Annotated in this window: 13 protein-coding genes and 1 pseudogene; 10 read left to right on the forward strand and 4 right to left on the reverse strand. The window is 63.9% G+C overall.

The genetic code is table 11. The annotated features are described in order from the left end of the window. Nucleotides 1-6: 6 nt before the first annotated feature. The 7 genes from F8N82_RS11560 to F8N82_RS11590 all read left to right on the forward strand — a co-directional run bounded on the left by F8N82_RS11560 (nucleotide 7) and on the right by F8N82_RS11590 (nucleotide 9,920). On the forward strand, nucleotides 7-969 hold the full coding sequence (locus F8N82_RS11560; protein WP_038995412.1) for a cytochrome-c peroxidase: 963 nt from the start codon (nucleotides 7-9) through the stop codon (nucleotides 967-969). Beyond that, nucleotides 966-2,780 (forward strand): DAHL domain-containing protein, encoded by a 1,815-nt coding sequence (locus F8N82_RS11565; protein ID WP_038995413.1) that lies wholly within the window; start codon nucleotides 966-968, stop codon nucleotides 2,778-2,780. Before F8N82_RS11560 ends, F8N82_RS11565 begins: the two co-directional genes overlap by 4 nt. A 243-nt stretch (nucleotides 2,781-3,023) precedes the next feature. After that, the gene (locus F8N82_RS11570; RefSeq protein ID WP_038995414.1) at nucleotides 3,024-4,418 is read left to right on the forward strand and encodes a diguanylate cyclase domain-containing protein; all 1,395 of its coding nucleotides are present in this window, start codon (nucleotides 3,024-3,026) and stop codon (nucleotides 4,416-4,418) included. 10 nt (nucleotides 4,419-4,428) lie between these two features. Beyond that, nucleotides 4,429-5,757, forward strand: coding sequence for a glycosyltransferase family 2 protein (locus F8N82_RS11575; RefSeq protein WP_038995415.1), 1,329 nt, complete (start codon nucleotides 4,429-4,431; stop codon nucleotides 5,755-5,757). Further along, a complete protein-coding gene (locus tag F8N82_RS11580; RefSeq protein WP_038995416.1) occupies nucleotides 5,758-7,890 on the forward strand; it encodes a TolC family protein in 2,133 nt (710 codons plus the stop codon). 7 nt (nucleotides 7,891-7,897) lie between these two features. Then, on the forward strand, nucleotides 7,898-8,941 hold the full coding sequence (locus F8N82_RS11585; protein ID WP_038995417.1) for an HlyD family secretion protein: 1,044 nt from the start codon (nucleotides 7,898-7,900) through the stop codon (nucleotides 8,939-8,941). A 31-nt stretch (nucleotides 8,942-8,972) separates the two neighbouring features. Next, a complete protein-coding gene (locus F8N82_RS11590) occupies nucleotides 8,973-9,920 on the forward strand; it encodes an NAD-dependent epimerase/dehydratase family protein (protein ID WP_038995418.1) in 948 nt (315 codons plus the stop codon). A gap of 62 nt (nucleotides 9,921-9,982) precedes the next feature. Here F8N82_RS11590 and F8N82_RS11595 read toward each other — a convergent pair. Then, a pseudogene (locus F8N82_RS11595) lies at nucleotides 9,983-10,087 on the reverse strand (endonuclease/exonuclease/phosphatase family protein); the annotation flags it as partial. Between the two features lie 71 nt (nucleotides 10,088-10,158). Continuing rightward, nucleotides 10,159-10,719, reverse strand: a complete 561-nt coding sequence (locus F8N82_RS11600) for a YSC84-related protein (RefSeq protein WP_150776741.1) — start codon at nucleotides 10,717-10,719, stop codon at nucleotides 10,159-10,161. 154 nt (nucleotides 10,720-10,873) lie between these two features. Here F8N82_RS11600 and F8N82_RS11605 point away from each other — a divergent pair, with 154 nt between their 5' ends. Both F8N82_RS11605 and F8N82_RS11610 read left to right on the forward strand, forming a co-directional pair. After that, on the forward strand, nucleotides 10,874-19,468 hold the full coding sequence (locus tag F8N82_RS11605; protein WP_038995420.1) for a glycoside hydrolase family 94 protein: 8,595 nt from the start codon (nucleotides 10,874-10,876) through the stop codon (nucleotides 19,466-19,468). Between the two features lie 60 nt (nucleotides 19,469-19,528). Continuing rightward, nucleotides 19,529-20,269, forward strand: a complete 741-nt coding sequence (locus F8N82_RS11610) for a Crp/Fnr family transcriptional regulator (RefSeq protein WP_038995421.1) — start codon at nucleotides 19,529-19,531, stop codon at nucleotides 20,267-20,269. A gap of 27 nt (nucleotides 20,270-20,296) precedes the next feature. Here the strand turns inward: F8N82_RS11610 and F8N82_RS11615 are convergent, their stop codons facing one another. Together F8N82_RS11615 and F8N82_RS11620 are read right to left on the reverse strand one after the other, a co-directional pair. After that, a complete protein-coding gene (locus tag F8N82_RS11615) occupies nucleotides 20,297-21,256 on the reverse strand; it encodes an HlyD family secretion protein (protein ID WP_038995422.1) in 960 nt (319 codons plus the stop codon). A 3-nt stretch (nucleotides 21,257-21,259) separates the two neighbouring features. Continuing rightward, complete coding sequence (locus F8N82_RS11620) at nucleotides 21,260-21,628, reverse strand: DUF3302 domain-containing protein (RefSeq protein WP_038995423.1); 369 nt, start codon at nucleotides 21,626-21,628, stop codon at nucleotides 21,260-21,262. A 234-nt stretch (nucleotides 21,629-21,862) separates the two neighbouring features. Here F8N82_RS11620 and napE point away from each other — a divergent pair, with 234 nt between their 5' ends. Beyond that, nucleotides 21,863-22,033 (forward strand): periplasmic nitrate reductase, NapE protein, encoded by a 171-nt coding sequence (gene napE / locus F8N82_RS11625; RefSeq protein WP_038995424.1) that lies wholly within the window; start codon nucleotides 21,863-21,865, stop codon nucleotides 22,031-22,033. Nucleotides 22,034-22,050 lie beyond the last annotated feature (17 nt).

Consider the following 22,050-nt stretch of genomic DNA (forward strand, 5'->3'; position numbering starts at 1 on the left):
TGCCCGATGCCTATCGCGTTTCAGTTGCGGATCCTCGCAGGCATCCTGGTGCTGCTGCCAGGCGTAGCGCTGGCCCAGGCCGTTGGCGGCCCGCTGTCGCCCTTGCCGGCAGTGCCCGAACTTGCGCCGCAGCGTGTGGAACTGGGCCGCAAACTGTTCAACGACCCGCGTCTGTCGCGTAACAACAGCCTGTCCTGTGCCAGCTGCCATCGCCTGGAGCGTGGCGGCGCCGACAACCAGGCGCGCGCGCCGGGTGTCGATGGTCAGCCGCTAGCGGTCAACACGCCCAGTGTGTTCAACGCCAGCCTGAACTTTCGCCAGTTCTGGGATGGCCGCGCGCAAAACCTGGAGGAGCAGGCGCATCTGGTGGTGCAGAGCCCCAGTGAGATGGGCAGCGACTGGCAGGTGGTGGTGCAACGCATTGCCGAGGACCCTGACTACCGCGCAGGCTTCGCCCAGGCCTATGGCCAGGAGGTCGACGCAGCCGCCATCGAAAATGCCCTGGCCACCTTCCAGCGCACCTTGCTGACCCCAGGCTCTCGCTTCGACCGCTACCTGCAGGGCGACACCGCGATCCTGACTATCGAAGAAAAGTACGGCTACCAGCGCTTTCAGGAATACGGCTGCATCGCCTGCCACCAAGGGGTCAACATTGGCGGCAACATGCTGCAGAAATTCGGCGTGCTAGGTGATTACTTCAAGGATCGCGGCAACCCCACCGCCGCCGACCTCGGCCGCTTCAACATCACCGGCGACGAAGAGGACCGCCATGTGTTCAAAGTCCCGAGCCTGCGCAATGTCGCCGTCACGGCCCCGTACTTTCACGATGGTTCGGCAGCCACCCTGGAGGCCGCGGTGGATGTGATGTTCCGCTACCAGCTCGGGCGCACGCCGAGCGCCGAAGACAAGGCGCTGATCATTCAGTTTCTCAAGACCCTCACCGGTGAGTGGCAGGGCAAACCACTATGATCCTGACCCGCCGTCGCAGCTTCCTGTTACTGGCAACCAGCGCCGCGCTGCTGGCCTCGGTACTGACGTACCTGTACCTGATGTCCAAGGCCGACGAGAGTGACACCTATGCCCAGGCCCGCGACCTGATCCGTCAGCTCAAGCAGAACGACTCGCAATGGGAAAACGAGATTCTCAAGGCGCGCACCGCCATCAACTACAACTACGACCCGCTGGTGGCGCCGCTTTTGGAAATGAAACGCCTGTGGCACACCTTCGACAGCATCGAAGCCCGCCACCAGCACGGCGACACGCCTGCCTGGCGCACGGCCTACGCCGAGTATCAGCAGGCATTCGAGGACAAATCCCAGCGGGTCGAACGTTTCAAGTCGCATAACGCCGTGCTGCGCAACTCCCTGGCGTTTTTGCCCACCGCCGCCGATGGCATCCAGGTCCAGCTTGGGCAGTTGGCCGATGCTGACACCCTGCGTTTACATAGCATCGCCACCGAGACCTACGACCTGATGCTCAGCAGCCTGGAATTCGCCCAGATGACCACCGATGACAAGGCAGCCGATATTCTCGTGGGTCTGAACAAGCTGGCGGTCAACAAAGAGCGCCTGCCCGAAGAGTTCCACGCCCCCATCGACACCCTCAGCAACCACATCGCCTTGATCTTGCGCGAGCAACCCAAGGTCAATCAGTTGCTGGAACAGATCGAGGCGATACCGCTGGCCGAGCGCCTGGACGCCATTACCCAGATGCTCGACCGCGATGAACGCGCAGCGCTCTTGATCGACCAGCGCTACCACTTCTATCTGCTGGTGTTTTCGACCCTGCTGGTGCTGTTGCTGCTATACATGGCCGTATGCCTGATGCGCAGCTTTGCTGAAATCAACCGGGTCAACCGCGCCCTGGTCGGCGCCAACGACGAACTGGAACAGCGGGTCGAACGCCGCACCCAGGCCCTGACCCAGGCCAGCACCGCGCTGCAGCGCGAGATCGACGAACGCAAGCTGCTGGAAAGCCAGCTGGTGCAATCGGAAAAACTTGCCTCCCTGGGCCAACTGGCCGCAGGCGTTGCCCATGAGGTCAACAACCCGATCGGTTTCGTCTCCTCCAACCTGGGCGCGCTGGACGATTATTTCAGCCGCTTGCAGGGCATGCTCAAGGCCTACCGCGAGGCGGAAACCGCCATCGACCCGGCGGTCTTGAGTGCAAATCTTGCGACCCTGCGTACCGAGATCGAGCTGGACTACATCCTTGACGACATCCCGCTGCTGATCCGCGAATCCAAGGATGGCATCAGCCGCGTCGGGCGCATCGTCAAAGACCTCAAGGACTTTTCCCGGGTGGATAGCAACCAGGATTGGCAGTGGGCCAACCTGCAGCAGGGCATAGAGTCGACCCTGAACATCGTGGCCAGTGAACTCAAATACAAAGCCGACGTGATCAAGGACTTTGCGCCGTTACCCGAGGTCGAGTGCCTGCCCTCGCAGATCAACCAGGTGATCATGAACCTGGTGGTCAATGCTGCCCAGGCCATGGGCCCGCAGCGCGGCACCATCACCCTGCGCACCGGTAGCGATGGCGAACAGGTATGGATCGAGGTCTCTGACAACGGCTGCGGTATTCCCAACGATACCTTGCAGAAGATCTTCGACCCTTTCTACACCACCAAACCCGTCGGCCAGGGCACGGGGCTGGGATTGTCGTTGTCGTACGGGATCATCAAGCGACACCTGGGGCAGATACGGGTCGATAGCGAGGTAGGGGTCGGTACCCGGTTCAGGATCGAACTGCCGGTGCGCCAAACGCACAAAGCAGGCTGAGCGCCGTCAATTTTCGGTCAATAGTGGCTTTTAAGTGGCCAATGATCACGATCTTCGCTAAATGCTTGAAAAACAGTAGCGCATTGTTGAAACAGGCAACTCGAGGAAAAGTCAAAAAAACGTCAGAAAAATTAATAAATGCTGCTCATCCGAAATGGGTAGCAGGATATTGGCGCACTGTTAAAGTCGGTCGGGCTGTCTTCTGGCTACTGGTTATTTGTCTGACACTCAGGGAAATACAACATGCCAAACCCGACCCCCCGTATTGCGGTGCTGGGCGGACTTGTGTCGAGCCATAGCGGCGCGACACTGGACTGCTTTGCCGATCTGGACAGCCTGCTGGCTGCCCCCTCTTTCGACGTTCTGTTGCTGGACCAACCCGCCGCTATTGCCAGCCGGGCCTTGCGTACCTTGCGCGCTGAAAGCCCCTACCGCTTCCAACTGATCTATTGCTGCCGTGAGCTGGATGACACCTGCATTGCCCTGAGCGATGGGCCGGCACCTGCCGACCTGGACGAGCTGACGGTACGTTGGCAACTATGGCAGTCGCGCTTTGCCCGCTTCGAGCAATCACCGGGGCGTGAGCGCTTCGAAAGCCGGGTGCTGTCCTGGCTGTGGATGCGCGCCAGCGCACAAGTCCTCGCCGTGCGCGATCCGCAGGTGGCCCAGCACTACCGATATCCACTGCTTGAGGCGCTGGCCGGTGAAGAACTGGTCAGCAGCTTTGCCTGGCTGGGCCTGATGGTCCAGCAGGACTGGCTGGAAGAAGGCGAGATGCTCGACCGTATCCGCCTATGTGGCGAATGCGGCTCGGGGCGCTTGAACTTCGTGGATGTCTGCCCCGAATGCCAAGCCTTGAGCATCTCCCGGCAACCGTCGCTGCATTGCTTTACCTGCGGCCATGTAGCACCGCAGGATGCATTCCTGAAGAATGCCATGCTGCTGTGCCCCAACTGCCTGAAGCAGTTGCGCCATATCGGCAGCGATTATGACCGCCCGCTGGAAAACTACTGCTGCCGCGGCTGCCAGGCGTTCTTTGTCGATGCGGCCGTGCAGGCGCGCTGTATGGATTGTGGCCTGGCCCATGCACCGGACCGCTTGCGGGTCCGCGAGATTCGCCACTATCGCCTGACCGAAGCCGGTCGGCTGCGCTGCCGCCAGGGCCTGGACGGTCAAGCCGGCGATATCAGTCACTTCAGCCGGCTCAACCTGCTGGGCGGGCGAACCTTCTACGACCTGCTCAACTGGCAATTGCAGATTGCCCGCCGCTACACCCCCTCGACCTTTTCGGTGCTGGGCCTGCGCTTCGTCAACCTTGACGAGACAGTCACACGCCTGGGCGAACACCGCGGGCATGCCTTTGTCGACAGCCTGGTAGCGCGCCTGCAGGAAGTCCTGCGCGAGACCGACCGCTGCTCGCGCAGCACCGAAGAAATCCTTTGGGTCATGCTCCCGCAGACCGGTGCCGGGGGACTGAATACGGTCAAGCAGCGCCTGGGCCAGGTGGCCGAACTGTTCACCGCCCCCGAAGTCAGCTCGATCAGTTTGCGGATTTCCAGCCTGACGGCGCCGCATGACCTTCATGGCGATGAAAATGCCGAGCTGCTGCTGGCCCGCGTAGCCAGTGAGCTGACATGAGGAGATCGCCATGCCGCCGTTTCTTGAACAGCTCTACAACGCGCTGTACCCGTTAACCGGGCCCGATGGCCTGAGCCGCTTGTTCTTCATGCTCTTTCCCTACTTCCTGCTGCTGGAGCTGCCGTTGACCCTGCTGGTGCTGCTGGGCGTGTTGCGCTGGTTCGTGCGCCGCCAGTCCTCCACGCCGCAACTGAATCTGTACCTGCCGCGGGTGTCGTGCATCATCACCTGTTACAGCGAGGGCCTGGATGTGCAAAAGACCCTGCTGAGCCTGTGCGAACAAACCTATCCGGGGCATATTGAGCTGATTCCGGTGGTCGATGGCGCCACCGTCAATCAACCAACCCTGCGCGCCGTGCGCAGCTTTCGCCTCGATCCGCGGCTATACCCCAAGCGCCACTTGCGCCCCATCGCCAAATGGCAGCGCGGAGGCCGGGTGTCATCGTTGAACGCCGGACTGTCATTTGCCAGTGGCGAGATTGTCATGGCCCTGGATGGCGATACCTCGTTCGACAACAACATGGTCAGCTCGATTGTCCGCCATTTCGCCGACCCTTCGGTGCCTGCCGTGGCGGGGAGCTTGCGGGTGCGCAATATCTGGTCCTCGGTATCGACGGCGATGCAGGCACTGGAATACTTGCTGTCGATCCACATGTCCAAGATCGGCCTGGCCGAGTGGAATCTGGTCAACAATGTGTCTGGCGCTTTCGGGGCCTTTCGTCGCAGTTTTCTGGTCAAGATCGGTGGCTGGAACACCCACACCGCCGAAGACCTGGACCTGACTCTGCGGATCAAAAGCTATTTCGCCCGCCACAACCTGCGCATCCCGTTCGAACCCCAGGCCGTCGGCCACACCGACGCACCGGCCACTTTCGGGCAATTTCTAATGCAGCGTTTGCGCTGGGATGGCGACCTGTTCTTCCTGTATGTGCGCAAGCACAACCACAACATCAATCCCACACTGCTGGGCTGGCCAACGTTCATCATGGTGCTGGTCAGTGGGTTCTTTTTCCAACTGGTGTTGCCGTTCATCATCCTCGGCTACCTACTGCTTGCGCTGTTCGTGCTGCCCGGCACCACGCTGCTGATCCTCGCCTCATTGATCTACCTGTTGTACCTGTCGATCACCCTGGTGCTGTTCATGGTCATGTTGCTGATGGTCTCCGACCGACCGCGCCAGGACGTGCGCCTGGCCGTGCTGGTGCCAGTGTTCCCGTTGTTTATGCTGATCATGCGCTGCTGGAGTGCGGTGGCCATGCTCAATGAGGTGTTCCGTCGCGGCCATGAGGAAAGCAGCATGGCGCCTTGGTGGGTCCTGAAAAAAGCCACGAGGTTCTAAATGCGCTCATTTCTCCTGATATTGACCCTGTCCATGACCTGTAGCCTTGTCCAGGGAGAGCCTCTGACGCTTCAGGAACTGCTCGATCGGCAACAGAATGATCCTTTGCTGCGCGCCGGCGCAGCCGACCTGCGCGCGCTCGAAGCCGAAGCCAAACTGCACGAGGACCGAGCCGGCTGGCAGGTATTTGCCGGGGCCGGCGTTGGGCGATTCGAAGAGTTGGTTACCGATGATATTCGCGATGATTACTATGGCCGCAACCTCAGCCTGGGTGTCCGCCACCCACTGCTCGGCAGCCTCAACCGCCAGCTTGAACTGCTTGAGGCCAATCAGTATCAACAGCAACGCCAGCAACTGCGCCAGGCCCTGCTCCGGGCCAGCCGGCGTCTGGCACTGCGCAGTGCTTACGCCGACTGGTGGCGCGCGCAGCAGGAGCTAGCGCTGTGCCAGACCTTGCACACAGCCGCCGTCGAAGCCGCCGAGAAAATTCACCTGCGCCACCGCAGTGGCTGGTTGCGTGATTCGCAGGCGCAGTTGCGCCTTGGCGAATGGCAGGCCATGACCCAGCGCTGTGAGGGCTTGCCCAGACTGGAAGCGGACATCCGCGCCGACATCAGCGTGCTCAGCGCCCGCCCGGTGCCGGCCAGTGCCCAGGCCGTGGCCGAACCACTGGCCTTGGCTCCCGAACCACCAGACCGTTGGCAAACCATGCTCAACCGTCACCCACGGATCAGCGAGAAACAGAACCTGCGCGCCGAGGCTGACGAGCAGCGTCACAGCCCGTGGTATCACGCTGTCGATTCGGACGTCATCGTTGCCGCAAGCAAGGAGTACCGCAGTGGCGCAGAGAAATCCGGCAGTGGCATGCTGGTCGCGCTGAACTTCTCCATGCCCTTTGACCTGGTCGGCAACAGCCGGGCACGCAAGCAACTGGCCGAAGCCCGTTATGACGCCGCCACCGAGCGCCTCGAAGCCGAACGCCAGACCCTTGGCCTGGAGCTCAGCAAAGCATTGCGCGCTCAGTACGCCGGGCAAATCAGCCTGGAGCAGCGGCGCCAGCAACGCAGCGTGGTTGCCCAGGCCCTGCAGGAAGAAGAACGGCGCGATACCAGCGGTAGCGACGAGGGTTTCGACGGCCAGTTGCTGGCCAAACGGCTCTACCACCAGAGCGGCTTCGACCTGATCGCCGCCTGGCATGCCGCCTGGCTGCGCCAGGCCAACCTTGACCTGCTGGTCGAGGACGCCCCCGAGGCCGAGCAACTGCTCGGTCGCGAGCGACAGCAATGGTCACCGTTGAACAGTACGGCAACTGCCTTCCCCCTGCTTGCCAACACCCTCCTGCCCAGCGCCCCTGGCCGCACATCGACAACCACCACCGCGACCTGGAACCAGGCCACCTATGTCTGGAACAGTTCGGCCTTGCTCGATAGACGCCGCAGCGACACAGAACTACAGGCGCTGCGAACGGCCGGCATGTCGAAAATCTACCTGGGGCTGAACGGCGCACAAGTGCGCAACCTGGCCGCCACCCGCCAAGCGCTGGAACAACTGCTGGCAAAAGCCACGCGCCAGGACATGCAGATCAGCCTGCTGCTCGGCGACCCGAGCTGGATCGAAGCCGGCCAGCGTCATGAGTTGATCGAACTGCTGGAAAAGCTCCAGGGCCTGGCCTTCACCAGCCTGCACCTGGACCTGGAAGTCGAACAACTGGGTTGGCCGGTAGCCGATCAACGTCTGCGCGACTGGCTCGACACCTTGAAGGCCGCCGCCGCTACCAGCCCGTGGCCAGTTGAAATTGCCAGCCACCCGCGCTGGTTCGAGCCCGACCCACCGGGCAAGACCTGCGTGCCCTGCGCCCTGCCCGCCCTGGATGTGCGCCAGGTCAGCGTGATGATTTACACAAGTAATGGCGAGCGAGGCGCCGAACGCGCCAAAGCCATTGCCCGGCGTTGGCCGGACTTGCGTTTTCGCCTGGCCCAAAGCGTAGAGCCACAACTGCTCAAGTCCGAGAGCTGGGCCGGGCATTCACCTGAGCAGTTGCAACAGCAAGTCGCCGACTGGCGCACGCAGCTATCCCCTCACGGCATCGCCGGCATTGACTGGCAAGCCTGGGCTGACTATCCAAAACGGTGAACGGCTCATGAACATTCGCTTTGACAGTCCAAAGGAACTCAACCCAACCCAGGATCACGGCCTCAAGGTGCTGTATGCCCCTGGCAAGCGCATGGCCTTCCGTCTGCGTTGGTACCTGATCCTGTTCCTGGTCGCCAGCCCCTTGCTTTGGCTGGTAGGCAAACTGCTGTTTGGCCTGATCCTGATCGACGCGCCCGCGCAACTGCGCCTGCCGATCGAGGAGGTGCGCGCACGTGATGCCGGCCGGGTCGAACAAGTGCATGTCGCCGCCGGTGAACAGGTCCAGCCCGGGCAGTTGCTGGTCAACCTGGAAAACCCGGAATGGCGCATACGCCTGCTGCAACTGGCAGCCTTGCCCACGCAAGTACCGGTGGCCGCTGATTCCGAGTGGGTGAACCGTGAGCGGCAGTCGCTGCGTGCCAATGCCGGCCGCGCCGGGCAGCGCGTACAGCAGGTCGAGGGACTGCTTGCCCAGGGCGCCGCCACCCGCGGTGAACTGCAGGCGGCGCAGAGCGAACGCGATCGACTCCAGGCAGAACTGGCGGCCTTTGAGCGGCGCGAGCAGTTGACCCGCCAGCCGCCGCGCGACTTTGACCGCCAGTTGATCGAGCAAAATGCCGAGCGACAATGGCTGCAAACCCGGCTGGCGGCGCTGTCGCTCACTGCGCCCGAGGCCGGGCGCATCGCCGAAGTGATGGTCATCCCCGGAGAGAATGTCGGCCCCGGGACTTTGCTGATGCGCCTGGAGCGCATGGACGATCCACTCCTGTGGATCTACCTGGAGCCGCAGAACATCAGTTATGCCGGCGTTGGCCAAGCCCTGCAGGTGCGCATGCCCGATGGTGAATGGCGCGATGCCCATGTGGTGCAGGCGGTCGATAGCGCCGGCCGCACACCAGTGGTGCTGCGCGGCCCGTTTGCCGCCAGCGAGATGGGCTTGCAAGTGGCCGCGCGCTTCGATCAGGCGCTGCCAGCGCGTTGGCGTATCGACCAGTTGCCGCTGCATGTGCGCTTCCCGACCGACTGGAAGCGCACCCTGAGCATTGACTGAGCTCGCTTGTTCATTTGCGGAGTAACCGAAGATGGCTGCCAAGAAAATCCTGGTTACCGGTGGGGCCGGCTTCATCGGCTCGCACCTGGTCGAAGCGCTACTGGAAAAAGGCTACTGCGTAAGGGTGCTGGACGACCTGTCGAGCGGCAAGTTGAGCAACCTGCCGGTCGACAACCCGCACTTGAGCGTGATGATTGGCGACGTGGCGGACGCCGCAATAGTCTCCCAGACCTTGAAAAACTGCACAGCGGTCGTCCACTTGGCGGCCGTGGCCTCGGTGCAGGCATCGGTGGACGACCCGCTACGCACCCATCAATGCAACTTCATCGGGACCTTGAACCTCTGTGAGGCGATGCGCGAACGGGCGATCAAACGGGTGGTATTCGCCTCCAGCGCGGCAATCTATGGCAGTAACGGCCAAGGCGCAGCCATCCATGAGGACACGCCCAAAATGCCGCTGACGCCTTACGCCTTCGACAAACTTGCCAGTGAACACTGCCTGGGTTTTTATCAGCGCCAGCACGGGCTGGAGCCGGTGGTCCTGAGGTTTTTCAACATCTTCGGTCCGCGTCAGGACCCCTTGTCGCCCTACTCTGGAGTCATCAGCATTTTCAGTGAGCGGGTAAGCTCCGACAGCCCGATCATCATTTACGGTGACGGTGAACAAACCCGCGATTTTGTCTATGTCGCCGACCTGGTGCAGATTCTGATCCAGGCCCTGGAAAGCCCGGCGGTGCGTCATGAGCCGGTCAATGTCGGGCTCAATTGTGCCACCAGTCTCAACGACCTGGTGAAAGCCTTGAGCCAGGTAACCGGCAAGTCACCGGCGTTGCGCTACGACGCCCCCCGGCCTGGCGATATCCGCCATTCACGCGCGGATAACCGCCGCCTGCTCGACCAGTTCAGCCTGCCAGCGGCAACCGGCCTGCAGGAAGGCCTGCGGCGCCTGCTGACAAGTCTCAGATGCCAGGGCCGCTAACCAGCAGGTGATCGATGCGCAGGCCTGAGTTTTTCTGCCAGTGCTGGCGAAAGTAATCCCAGAAGCGCCTGCAGGCAGACCACATCGGGCTGTTCGCGCTGCAGCCAGTCGAGCAGGTTGGGCAAGCGCGCGCGGATGCCGTTGATGTTGAAGGTGGCGATCTTCAAGGGGCTCTTCCTCCTGTGCGAGCGTGCTTGACTCGCGATGGAGCACGCCTCACACACTCAGACCGACACCGTCAGCGTTTGATCAACGAAATTTTCGTCCCTTCGATACTCACCCCGGCCATCAGGCCCTGCTGGTCGAACACAAACGCATAGGCATCCTGCGTGAGGGTCGAGGTCGAGAGGTTTTTCGCCACGCCCTGGTCAACCAGCACCACCGTCGGCCCGACACCCACTTCCCAGCCTTTGGTGTCCTGCACGTACTTGACCGCCTTGTCGGTCATCAAAAACACCGCATAGGCATAGGACTGCGCCCCTGCCTGCAGGCCCCAGGAGCCGGTGACCGAGTTGTAGTAACCGGAGACCTTGCTGCCTTTGTACAGCACCCCTTCGCCATAGCTGCCGCCAAATACCAGCCCGGCCTTGACCACTTTCGGGAACACCAGCACACCCTTGGCCGTGCGCGACATGGTTTCGGCCAAAGGATGAGCCTTGTAGAGGATTTGCAACGCCTGGCGGGCGTCTTTGTCGAGGTCTTCGGCCGTGGCGGCACTGGCGCTGTTGTGCAGGCCCACGGCGGCCAGGGCGACGAACGAAAGAACGAGTGCGAAAAGGATTCGCAATGGATGTTTCATGGCTGTGCTCCAACACCGGCCGGCGCCGGCACTCAATGGATGACACACCTCAGGCTAAGCGCAATGGCGCAAGCGGTCTGTTCGCTAGCGTACAGACCCGCCACCACCGGCGCGACACACTGGGCCAGTCAGCCTCAGCCCATACAAGGACATCATGGACAACCCCTGGCCCCGTGCCCTGATGCTGCTCAAACGCCTGTCATGGCGACCCGCACCGCGTACGTTCGGCTACGAGGCCCTACTGCGCTCGGAGCTGTTCAGCGCCGAACAGATGGCCAACCATGGCACCTTGCTCGCCCGCCAGCACCGGCTTGATCCGGCACCCAAAGCCGATGGCCTGCTGGCGCGCCTGGCCGACAATGAACGGGTCCTGGCCAGCAGTTGCGCGCAGTTCATCGACGCCCAACCCACCACCCGGCGGGTGACCCCGGCCGCCGAATGGCTGCTCGACAACTATTACCTGGTCGAAGCCCATATCCGCCTGGCCAAGACTCACTTGCCCAAAGGCTACAGCCGCCAGTTGCCGCGCCTGGGCAACGGCCCGTCGGCAGGCTTGCCGAGGGTTTACGATATCGCCCTGGAAACCATCAGCCACGGCGATGGCCGGGTCGATGACGAAAGCCTGGGCCGCTTCGTCGAGGCCTATCAGAGCGTCACCGCGCTGACGCTCGGTGAGTTGTGGGCGATCCCGATCATGTTGCGCCTGGCCCTGATCGAAAACCTGCGACGCATCGCTGCGCGGGTCATGGCCAGCTGGGCCGACCGCAACCAGGCCAACGACTGGGCTGACCGCCTGAGCGAAACCGCCGAGCACGATGCCAAGAGCGTGGTGCTGGTGGTGGCCGATATGGCCCGCTCGCAACCACCGATGACCGCCGCCTTCGTCGCCGAACTGACCCGCAGGCTGCAGGGCCAGAGCGCAACCCTGATCCAGCCGCTGACCTGGATCGAGCAATCGCTGGCCGAGTCCGGCCTGACCATCGAGCGCCTGGTACAGCTGGATGCCCAGCAACAGGCCGCCGACCAGGTGTCGATCAGCAATAGCATTGCCAGCCTGCGCCTGCTGTCGACCAGCGACTGGCGGGCGTTCGTCGAGCGTCTGAGCCTGGTAGAACGGCAGTTGCACAATGACCCGGCGGGGGCGTACCCGCAGATGGATTTCGCCAGCCGTGATCATTACCGCCACGTGATCGAGCGCCTGGCGCGCCATTGCCCGCACAGCGAAGAACAGGTAGCACAACTGGCGGTCAACCTGGCCCGGCAGCGTGGCCAGCCTCCGCCTGCGGCGGACGTCGCCGGGCATGTCGGCTTCTACCTGATCGGCCCCGGCTTGCCACAACTGGAGCAGCGCCTGGGCGCCCGCGTGCCGCAGGACCTGCGCTGGCAACGGCTATTGCACCGCGCGCCGCTGACGTTTTTTCTGGCCCCGGTGGCGCTGCTGTCGCTGATTTTTGCCTGGCCGTTTTTGCTCGACGGCTACCGTGCCGGCTGGCCCGGTTGGGGCCTGGTGCTGCTGGCCCTGCCGCTGCTGCTGATGACCAGCCGCCTGGCCATCGGCCTGATCAACTGGTTGGTGACCCTTACCGTCGCCCCGTGCCTGCTGCCGCGCCTGGACTACCGCGAAGGCCTGCCGGCCGAGGCCCGCACCCTGGTGGTAGTACCGACCCTGATGGCCAACAGTGCCGATGTCGAGGAACTCGTCGAAGGGCTTGAGGTGCGCTTTCTGGCCAACCGCGACGAGCAGCTGTATTTCGCCCTGCTCACCGATTTCATGGACAGCCCGGTCGAGGTACAGGACCAGGACGCAGGGCTGCTGAGCATGGCCGGCGAAAGGATCAGCGCCTTGAACCACAAATACCCGGCCGAGCTTGGCGAGCGGTTTTTCCTGCTGCATCGGCCACGGCGCTGGAACCCGGCCGAGCGCACCTGGATGGGCTACGAGCGCAAACGCGGCAAGCTGGCCGAGCTCAATGCGCTGCTGCGCGGGCACGGGCTTGAGCGCTTTGCCTTGATTGTTGGCGATATCGCCGCGTTGGGCGGGGTTCGCTACGTCATCACCCTCGATACCGACACCCAACTGCCCCGCGATGCCGCCCGCCAGTTCATCGGCGCCATGCAGCACCCGCTCAACCAACCGCACTTCGACGCCCAGGGCCGAATCCACCGTGGCTACGCGATTCTGCAACCGCGGGTCGGCATCAGCCTGCCCAGCGCCACACGTTCGCGCTATGCGCGGCTGTTTGGCAGCGACGCCGGGGTCGACCCGTACACGCGCGCGGTGTCCGATGTATATCAGGACCTGTTCCTGCATGGCTCGTTCATCGGCAAGGGCATTTATGCAGTCGATGCCTTCGAACAGGCACTGGAGGGCCGCTTTGCCGAGAACCGCATCCTCAGCCACGATCTGATCGAAGGCTGTTATGCCCACTCCGGGCTGCTCAGCGATGTACAGCTGTTCGAAGAGTACCCGGCGCGCTACAGCGCCGACGTCAAGCGCCGGCACCGCTGGATTCGCGGTGACTGGCAACTGCTGCCGTGGTTGCTGCCCTGGGCGCCGGGCGCTACCGGCCTGCACAGCAACCGCCTCAGCGCCCTGGCGTGCTGGAAGATTTTCGACAACCTGCGCCGCAGCCTGGAACCAGCCGCGTTCCTCAGCGTGTTGCTCTGCGCCTGGTTGATCGCCCCGCAAGCGGGGCTCTGGACCCTGGCCGTGGTCGCCCTGCTGCTGACCCAGCCACTGCTGGACACCCTGCTCGCGCTGCTGCGCAAAACCACCGATGTGCCGGTCGCCGAGCACCTGCTGGCGGTGCTGTACAGCGCCGGCCAGCAGGGTGTGCGCGCCGCCTTCAACCTCGCCTGGTTGCCGTTCGAGGCCCACTACAGCCTGGATGCCATCGCCCGCACGCTGTGGCGCATGCTGGTGAGCAAGCGCCGCTTGTTGCAGTGGAGCCCGTCGCGGGAGGTCGAACGCACCAGCGTCAACAGCCTGCCGGGGCTGTACCGCACCCTGTGGATCGCGCCCACGCTGGCACTGGCTTTGATCGCCCTGTTGGCGCCCTCGCCGCGCCTGCTCGCCCTCGCCGCGCCGTTCCTGCTGCTGTGGTTGGCAGCCCCGGCCCTGGCCTGGTGGATCAGCCGCGCCGACAGCGGCACCAGCCAGGCCGTGTCGGCGCAGGGCGTACACTTCTTGCGCTTGCTGGCCCGGCGCAACTGGGCGTTTTTCAACCAGTACGTGAATGCCGAAGAACGCTGGCTGCCGCCAGACAATATCCAGGAAGCGCCCTACGCCAACGTCGCCCACCGTACCTCACCGACCAACATGGGCATGGCCCTGCTCGCCCACCTGGCCGCCCATGATTTTGGCTACCTGGGCAGTGCGCGCCTGCTGCAACGGCTGCAAGCGATGCTGCACAGCATGCAGAGCCTGGAACGTCATCACCAGCACTTCTACAACTGGTACGACACCAGCAGCGGCTTGGCGCTGCGCCCGCTGTATGTGTCGACAGTCGACAGCGGCAACCTCGCCGGCCTGCTGCTGACCTTGAGGCCCGGCTTGCTGGCCCTGGCCGATGCGCCGTTGCTGGATGGGCGCCTGCGCCAAGGGCTGCTGGACAGCCTGGATGTGCTGCTGCAAGCCTACAAGGCGGCGGGCATCGCCGACGCCGAGCTGCAGACGTTGCGCGTAGAGCTCGACGCCAGCCAAGCGCCTGAGCAACTGCCAGGCCTGCTGCAACGGTTGATCGACTGCCCCCTGTCGCAACCCGATCCCTCCGGCGATTGCACCTTCTGGCTCGGCGCCCTGCATGAGCAATGCGAGGACGTGCTCGGCGAATTGCGCGCCTTCGAACTGCCCGCAGGCAACGACCCGGCAGCAGCACAAGCGCTGAGCTGGCGGCACCTGGCGCAGCTCGATGCCCAGCACTGGCCCGCCGCCGAGCAGGCGCAGGTCAACGCCGTGCGCAGCCTGGCCCGCGAGCGCATCCGCAGCGCGGTACTGCTGGCCGAACAGGCCGCAACCCTGGCCAGGATGGATTTCAGCTTTCTTTACGACCACCAGCGTGACCTCTTCGTGATCGGCTACAACGTCGACGAACAGCGCCTGGACAGCGCCTTCTACGACCTGCTGGCCTCGGAAATGCGCCTGACCAATTTCGTCGTCATCGCCCAGGGCCAGATCCCCCAGGAGAGCTGGTTCGCTCTCGGTCGCCTGCTCACCAGCAATGCCGGCGAACCGGTGCTGTTGTCGTGGTCGGGGTCGATGTTCGAGTACCTGATGCCGATGCTGGTGATGCCCTCCTACCAAGGCACGTTGCTGGAGCAGTCCTGCCGCGCCGCGGTCAACCGGCAGATCGCCCACGGCAACCAGCTGGGCATTCCCTGGGGGGTATCGGAGTCGGCGTATAACAGCCTCGATGCCCACTTCAATTACCAGTACCGGGCCTTCGGCGTGCCGGGGCTGGGCCTCAAACGCGGCCTGGGTGAAGACCGGGTGGTGGCACCCTATGCCAGTGCCCTGGCGCTGATGGTGGCCCCCGCCGCAGCCTGCGCCAACCTCCAGCGCCTGGCCGAACTGGGCGTCGCCGGGCGCTTCGGCCTCTATGAGGCCGTCGACTACAGCGAAGCACGGCTACCGCCCGGACAAAACGCGGTGGTGATCAAGTCGTTCATGGCCCATCACCAGGGCATGAGCTTGCTGGCCCTGACCTCACTGCTGCTTGATCGCCCCATGCAGCAGCGCTTCGAGTCCGACCCGCAGTTCCAGGCCAGCGCCCTGTTGCTTCAGGAGCGCGTACCGAAAACCGCCGCCGCGTACCTGCATGCCGCACAGGCGCCGGTCAGCGAAGACGGCGCCGCGCCCAGCGAGCAGCAACTGCGGGTATTCACCGAGCCCAACCGGCGCTGCCCGGCGGTGCAGTTGCTGTCCAACGGTCATTACCACGTGATGGTCAACAACGCCGGCGCAGGTTACAGCCGCTGCAACGACCTTGCCGTCACCCGCTGGCACGAGGACATCGCCAGCGATACCCTCGGCATCTTCTGTTACCTGCGCGATGTCGCCAGCGGCGCATTCTGGTCCACGGCGCACCAGCCGACCCTGTACCGGCCGCAAAGCCACGAGGCGATCTTCAGTGACGCACGCGCCGAGTTCCGCCTGCGCGAGCGCGACATCGACTGCCACACCGAGATCGTCGTGTCGCCCGAGGACGATGTCGAACTTCGCCGCCTGCACCTGACCAACCATGGCCGCCAGCGCCGCAGCCTGGAGCTGACCAGCTATGCCGAGGTGGTATTGGCCCCGGCCATCAGCGATGCCCTGCACCCGGCGTTCAGCAAGCTGTTCGTGCAGAGCGAGCTGCTGCGCCCATTGCAGGCCATCGTCTGCAGCCGCCGACCGCGCTCGCAGCAAGAAGCCGTGCCGTGGCTGTGCCACCTGCTGGCCGCCCATGGCGTGGATATCGAAGCGATCTCGTATGAAACCGACCGCGCCCGCTTCATCGGCCGTGGCCGTACCCTCAAGGCCCCGGCGGCGTTGCTACCCAGCGTTGAGCAGTTGTCCGACAGCGCCGGGGCGGTGCTCGATCCGATCGTAGCCATTCGCTGCCGGATCAGCCTCGAGCCTGGGCAGAGCGCGACCATCGACCTGGTCACCGGCATTGCCCAGAGCCGCGAAAGCTGCCTGCAGCAGATTCACAAGTACCGCGATCGCCACCTGGCGGACCGGGTCTTCGACCTGGCCTGGACCCACGGCCAGGTGCTGCTGCGCCAGCTCAACGCCTCCCTGGCCGATGCGCGGCTGTTCGAGCAGATGGCCGCTTCGGTGATCTATGCCAACCCGTCGCTGCGTAGCGAAAGCGCGCTATTGATGAACAACCGGCGCAACCAGTCCGGGCTCTGGGGCCAGGCGATTTCCGGCGACCTGCCGATCGTGCTGGTGCAGATCAGCGACCCGGCCAACATCGAACTGGTGCGGCAGATGGTCCAGGCCCATGCCTACTGGCGGCAGAAAGGCCTGAGCCTGGACCTGGTGATCTGGAACGAGGACCAGGCCGGCTACCGCCAGCAACTGCAGGAACTGATCATGGGCCTGGTGACTTCGGGCAGCGAAGCGGGCTTGCTCGACCGCCCGGGCGGGATCTTCGTGCGTCCGGCGCAGCAACTGTCCAGCGAAGACCGCACGCTGATGCTCAGTGTCGCCCGCCTGGTGCTCAGCGACAGCCGCGGCAGCCTCGCCGAACAGGTACATCAACGCCGCAGCGAACACGCCTTGCCGCGCTTCGAGCCCAACCCGGCCAGCCTGTTGCAGGCGCCGGTACGGCCACCACCGAGCGTGCAGCCGGGATTGCTGCTGGAGAACCCCTACGGCGGGTTCAGCGCCGACGGCAGCGAGTACATCATCAACCACCGCCCGGGCCAACCGACCCCGGCGCCCTGGGTCAACGTGCTGGCCAACCCGCAGTTCGGCTCGGTCATATCCGAAAGCGGCGGCGCCTATACCTTCAGCGAGAACGCCCACGAGTTTCGTCTGACACCCTGGCACAACGACCCGGTCAGTGACTCCAGCGGCGAAGCCCTGTACCTGCGTGACGAAGACAGCGGCCGCTACTGGTCGCCTACCCCGCAGCCGTGCCCTGGCCAGGGCAGCTACCGTACCCGCCACGGCTTTGGCTACAGCGTTTTCGAGCATGACGAAGACGGCCTGCACAGCGAGCTGTGGGTGTTCGTCGCCCTCGATGCACCGCTGAAGTTCTCGCGGCTCAAGGTGCGTAACAGCTCGGGCCGGGCCCGCCGGTTGTCAGTAACCAGCTACGTGGAATGGGTGCTGGGCGACCTGCGTAGCAAGGCGGCCATGCACGTGGCCAGCGAGGCCGATCCGTTCAGCGGCGCGCTGTTTGCGCGCAATGCCTACTCGATCGAATTTTCCACGCGGGTGGCGTTCCTCGACGCCGACCTGCCCAACCGCAGCCTCAGTTGCGACCGCCTGGAGTTCATTGGCCGCAACGGCAGCCTGGGTGCGCCGGCAGCCATGGGCCGGGCCAGGCTCTCCGGGCGCACCGGCGCAGGCCTGGACCCCTGCGCGGCGCTGCAAGTCGCCCTGGAACTGGCCGACGGCGAAAGCCAGGAAGTGGTGTTTCGCCTGGGCGCCGAGCACGACGCCACCGCCGCCACCCGACGGGTACAGCAGTACCGTGGCTTGCGCGCGGCGGCGGTCGAGCTGGACCGCGTACGGGCACATTGGCGCACGGTGCTCGGCGGCATCCGCATCGAAACCCCCGAACCGGCCCTGGATGTGCTGGTCAACGGCTGGCTGATGTACCAGGTGATCGCCTGCCGCTTCTGGGCGCGCAGCGGCTTCTACCAGTCGGGGGGCGCCTTTGGTTTGCGCGACCAGTTGCAGGACAGCATGGCCATGATCCATGCCGACCCGGCAGCGGCGCGCCAGCATCTGTTGCTGTGTGCCAGCCATCAATACCTTGAAGGCGACGTCCAGCACTGGTGGCACCCGCCATTGCAGCGCGGCGTACGCACCCGCTGCTCAGACGACCTGCTCTGGCTGCCCCTGGCCACCAGCCGTTATGTGCAGGTGACGGGCGACCTGGGCGTGCTCGATGAACAGGTCGGCTATATCGAAGGCCGCGCGCTGAACCCCGGCGAGGAGTCCTACTACGACCTGCCAAACCGCTCAGCCCTGGACGAAAGCCTCTACCAGCATTGCCAGCGGGCCCTGCAACATGGCTTGCAGTGCGGCGTGCATGGCCTGCCGCTGATGGGCAGCGGAGACTGGAACGACGGCATGAACCGGGTCGGCGAGCAGGGCCTGGGCGAAAGCGTGTGGCTGGGGTTCTTCGGCGTCGAAGTGTTGCAGCAGTTCGCCCGTACCGCCCAGCGCCACGGTGACACTGCGTTCGCCGAGGCTTGCAACGGGCGCGCCGTCACCCTGCGCGGCAACCTCGAAGCCCATGGCTGGGACGGCGCCTGGTACCGCCGCGCCTATTTCGACGACGGCCAGGTGCTGGGCTCGGCGGCCAACCAGGAATGCCGTATCGACTCCATCGCCCAGAGCTGGGCGGTGCTTTCGGGCGCAGCCGCCCCGGGGCGTTGCCGCCTGGCCATGGATGCCCTCGATCGCCACCTGGTGCGCCGCGATATCGGCATCGTCCAGCTGCTCGATCCGCCCTTTGACCAGGGCACGCTGGACCCGGGCTACATCAAGGGATACGTGCCCGGCGTGCGTGAAAACGGCGGCCAGTACAGCCATGCCGCAGTCTGGGCGAGCATGGCCTTTGCCCGCCTGGGCGACAGCGCCAGGGCCTGGGAGCTGCTGCGCCTGATCAACCCGTTGCGCCAGGGCAGCGCCGAGCAGATCGAGACCTACAAGGTCGAGCCCTACGTGATGGCCGCCGATGTCTACGCCGCCCCGCCCCACGCCGGGCGCGGCGGCTGGAGCTGGTACACCGGTGCCGCCGGCTGGATGTACCGCTTGATCGTCGAGTCGCTGCTGGGCCTGCAGCGCAGTGGCCAGACCTTGAGCCTGCAACCACTGTTACCGGCCGAGTGGCCGGGTTACGTGCTGCACTATCGCTATGGGGCAACCCGCTATCGCATCGAGGTACGCCATGGCGCTGCCGGCGAGTTGAGCCTGAGCCTGGACGGCCGGACGCTGGCCGACGGCGTGGTGCGCCTGGTGGATGACGGCGAACTGCACCAGATTACCGCGCAATGCCTGCCGACCACCGCCAGCCTCCCCTAGGCCGCGCGGATAGGAGTACCCTGAAGCCAGACAGCTCTCGTCTGCCATCGGTGGCTCCGTATGCCCGCATCAACCAAGCCACAGGCCCGGCCCCACGATAATCACCTGCTGGCGGCCTTGCCGACCTGTGCGCTGGAGCGCCTGCTGCCGCACCTGGAACTGATCGCCCTGCCGCTGGGCAAGGTGCTCTATGAGTCCGGCGATGCCTTGCGCCACGTCTACTTCCCGACCAACTCCATCGTCTCGCTGCTATACGTCATGGAAAACGGCGCCTCGGCGGAGATCTCCGTGGTTGGCAACGAAGGCCTGATCGGCGTTGCCGTGTTCATGGGCGGTGAAAGCACCCCGAGCCGCGCCATCGTGCAGAGCGCCGGTCACGCCTACCGCCTGCCCGGCCAGCGCCTGAAAGACGAATTCAATCGCCATGGCGAGCTGCTGGTGCTGATGCTGCGCTACACACAGGCACTGATCACGCAGATGGCGCAGACCGCCGTGTGCAACCGCCACCACTCCATCGACCAGCAGCTGTGTCGCTGGCTGCTGCTGTCGCTCGATCGGCTCAACGACAACCAGCTGACCATGACCCAGGAGCTGATTGCCAACATGCTCGGGGTGCGCCGTGAAGGCGTCACCGATGCTGCCGGCAAGCTGCAGCGCCTGGGCGTGATCGAGTACAGCCGCGGCCACATCAAGGTCCTCGACCGCCCGCGCCTGGAGCAGTTGAGCTGCGAATGCTATGCGGTGGTGCGCAAGGAAACCGAGCGCCTGTTGCCGTACCTGCCTACGCGGCCGCAGGCGTAAACAAGCAAGGAGTACATCTGTACTCCATCAGTGGAACGGGAAGATATAGTTCATCCACGCCGCCATGCGCAGGAGGATCTTGCGCATGGTGGCAATGTGCGGAAAGTGCTTGCTGTACAGCGCCGCCTGGCCATAGGCACCGCCGGGCATCTGCGCGCTGTACTGGGCGTACGCCGGGTCGTCGATTTCGATGATGACCGGCACCCGCCCGGCCGGTGGCGAACCGGTGTAGCCGATCAGCGTGCCGGACGGCTGCACCTGGCCCTCGGCGATCACCGCGATGACGTTTTTGACCTTGCCGCGAAAGACCTTGCCCGGAATACCGTCGAAAGCCACTTCCGCCTCATCCCCCGGCACCAGGCGCAGCAGGCTGTTCTGGCGCATCCAGGCAGCGAAGTACTGGCCTTCCTGCGGTATGAAGACCATTGACGGGCGCAGCGGCAAGGCGCTGGCGCGCATCCCGGCGCGCAGCGACACATGGGTGACATAGCCCTTGCTCGGCGCCCGCACCACGGTGCTGTTGAGCTCGAACTGGGCGTTGTCCAGCTGTGCCTGCAGGTCGTCGACCTGGGCAATTGCCGCTTCCTGCTCGCGGCGGGTGCCGAAGTTGCGTTTGATCAGTTCGTTGATGCGGTACAGGTCGCCACGGGCCGCAACGAGCTGGGCCTTGAGCGAGCGCACCCGGTACTCGAAAGGCGCCGGATCGATGCGAAACAGCACATCGCCCTTCTCCAGCGGCTGGTTGCCTTTGACCGGCACCTCGATCACCTGCCCGGTGACCGCCGGGATCACCGGCACCGAGACAAAATAGGAGCGCGCCACTTCCGAGTAGGGATGGTTGTAGTTCATGGTGAAGATCAGCGCGCCGATCATCACGATGCCGCCGAGCACCGCAGTGGGCACTGTCCATTTGTTCAAGGGGATGCGAAACAGCTTGAAGATCGCCACGCAAATCGCCGCATACGTGAGGATCAGCAGCAGGTCCATGGCTTAGATTCCTTCGCCGGCGTTGGTGCTGGCTGTTGGTTGGTCAGGCGCGGCTGCGCGCTCAAGGTGGGCGATACGCTGTTGCAACTCGGCGACCTGTTGTTCCAGGTGCAACACATGCGATTGCGGCGATTTACCATCGCCAAAGCCCCACCCGCGGTCTTCGCGATAAAGCATTGCCCAGATCCACAGGAACGGCCACAGCGCATGCAAGGTGAACAGGCTGACCCAGCCGGTGGCGTGGATTGCGTCCTGGTGCGGGTGGTTGCGGTGCACGGCGATTTCGTAGGGGATGTCATGCAGGACGATGATCCCGTAGAACAGCACCAGGCCGACAAAAATCAAAATACCCAAGGCGAAGTAATCAAGCATGATTTCTTCTCAGCGCAGTGACGTGATCAGTGCAAAAGAGTGTAGATCACCGCGCTCTGCCCAGGCGCAACCTCGCATGTGAAGCTTGTGCTGCGACAGATAAAAATCTGAACACAACCAATTCGCACTAAAGACCTTACAAAAAAAGCGCCATTGGTCGCCCGCCCGCTGTATTCGGGCGCGAACGCCAACCACTGATCTAGGCTCAGTTCAATTTCGCCCGGAGAGCTCTCCATGTCGCTGGCTGAAGATCAAAAGACAGCGCGCAGAAAGGAAACCCTGCTGTTCGTGTTTCTGATCGTCTGCCTGTTCCCCTTGCTATCGGTCACCCTTGTCGGTGGCTACGGCTTTCTCATCTGGTTTTTCCAACTGTTGTATGGCCCACCCGGCCCACCCAACGGATAGCCGAGACTACCGGAGCC

The sequence above is a fragment of the Pseudomonas fluorescens genome, assembly GCF_902497775.2.
Taxonomy (GTDB): Bacteria; Pseudomonadota; Gammaproteobacteria; order Pseudomonadales; family Pseudomonadaceae; genus Aquipseudomonas; species Aquipseudomonas putida_F.

Excerpts from the sequence above, each read along its gene's own strand:
- F8N82_RS11560 (WP_038995412.1), top strand. The coding sequence starts at position 7 with ATGCCTATCGCGTTTCAGTTGCGGATCCTCGCAGGCATCCTGGTGCTG.
- F8N82_RS11565 (WP_038995413.1), top strand. The coding sequence starts at position 966 with ATGATCCTGACCCGCCGTCGCAGCTTCCTGTTACTGGCAACCAGCGCC.
- F8N82_RS11570 (WP_038995414.1), top strand. The coding sequence starts at position 3,024 with ATGCCAAACCCGACCCCCCGTATTGCGGTGCTGGGCGGACTTGTGTCG.
- F8N82_RS11575 (WP_038995415.1), top strand. The coding sequence starts at position 4,429 with ATGCCGCCGTTTCTTGAACAGCTCTACAACGCGCTGTACCCGTTAACC.
- F8N82_RS11580 (WP_038995416.1), top strand. The coding sequence starts at position 5,758 with ATGCGCTCATTTCTCCTGATATTGACCCTGTCCATGACCTGTAGCCTT.
- F8N82_RS11585 (WP_038995417.1), top strand. The coding sequence starts at position 7,898 with ATGAACATTCGCTTTGACAGTCCAAAGGAACTCAACCCAACCCAGGAT.
- F8N82_RS11590 (WP_038995418.1), top strand. The coding sequence starts at position 8,973 with ATGGCTGCCAAGAAAATCCTGGTTACCGGTGGGGCCGGCTTCATCGGC.
- F8N82_RS11600 (WP_150776741.1), bottom strand. The coding sequence starts at position 10,719 with ATGAAACATCCATTGCGAATCCTTTTCGCACTCGTTCTTTCGTTCGTC.
- F8N82_RS11605 (WP_038995420.1), top strand. The coding sequence starts at position 10,874 with ATGGACAACCCCTGGCCCCGTGCCCTGATGCTGCTCAAACGCCTGTCA.
- F8N82_RS11610 (WP_038995421.1), top strand. The coding sequence starts at position 19,529 with ATGCCCGCATCAACCAAGCCACAGGCCCGGCCCCACGATAATCACCTG.
- F8N82_RS11615 (WP_038995422.1), bottom strand. The coding sequence starts at position 21,256 with ATGGACCTGCTGCTGATCCTCACGTATGCGGCGATTTGCGTGGCGATC.
- F8N82_RS11620 (WP_038995423.1), bottom strand. The coding sequence starts at position 21,628 with ATGCTTGATTACTTCGCCTTGGGTATTTTGATTTTTGTCGGCCTGGTG.
- napE (WP_038995424.1), top strand. The coding sequence starts at position 21,863 with ATGTCGCTGGCTGAAGATCAAAAGACAGCGCGCAGAAAGGAAACCCTG.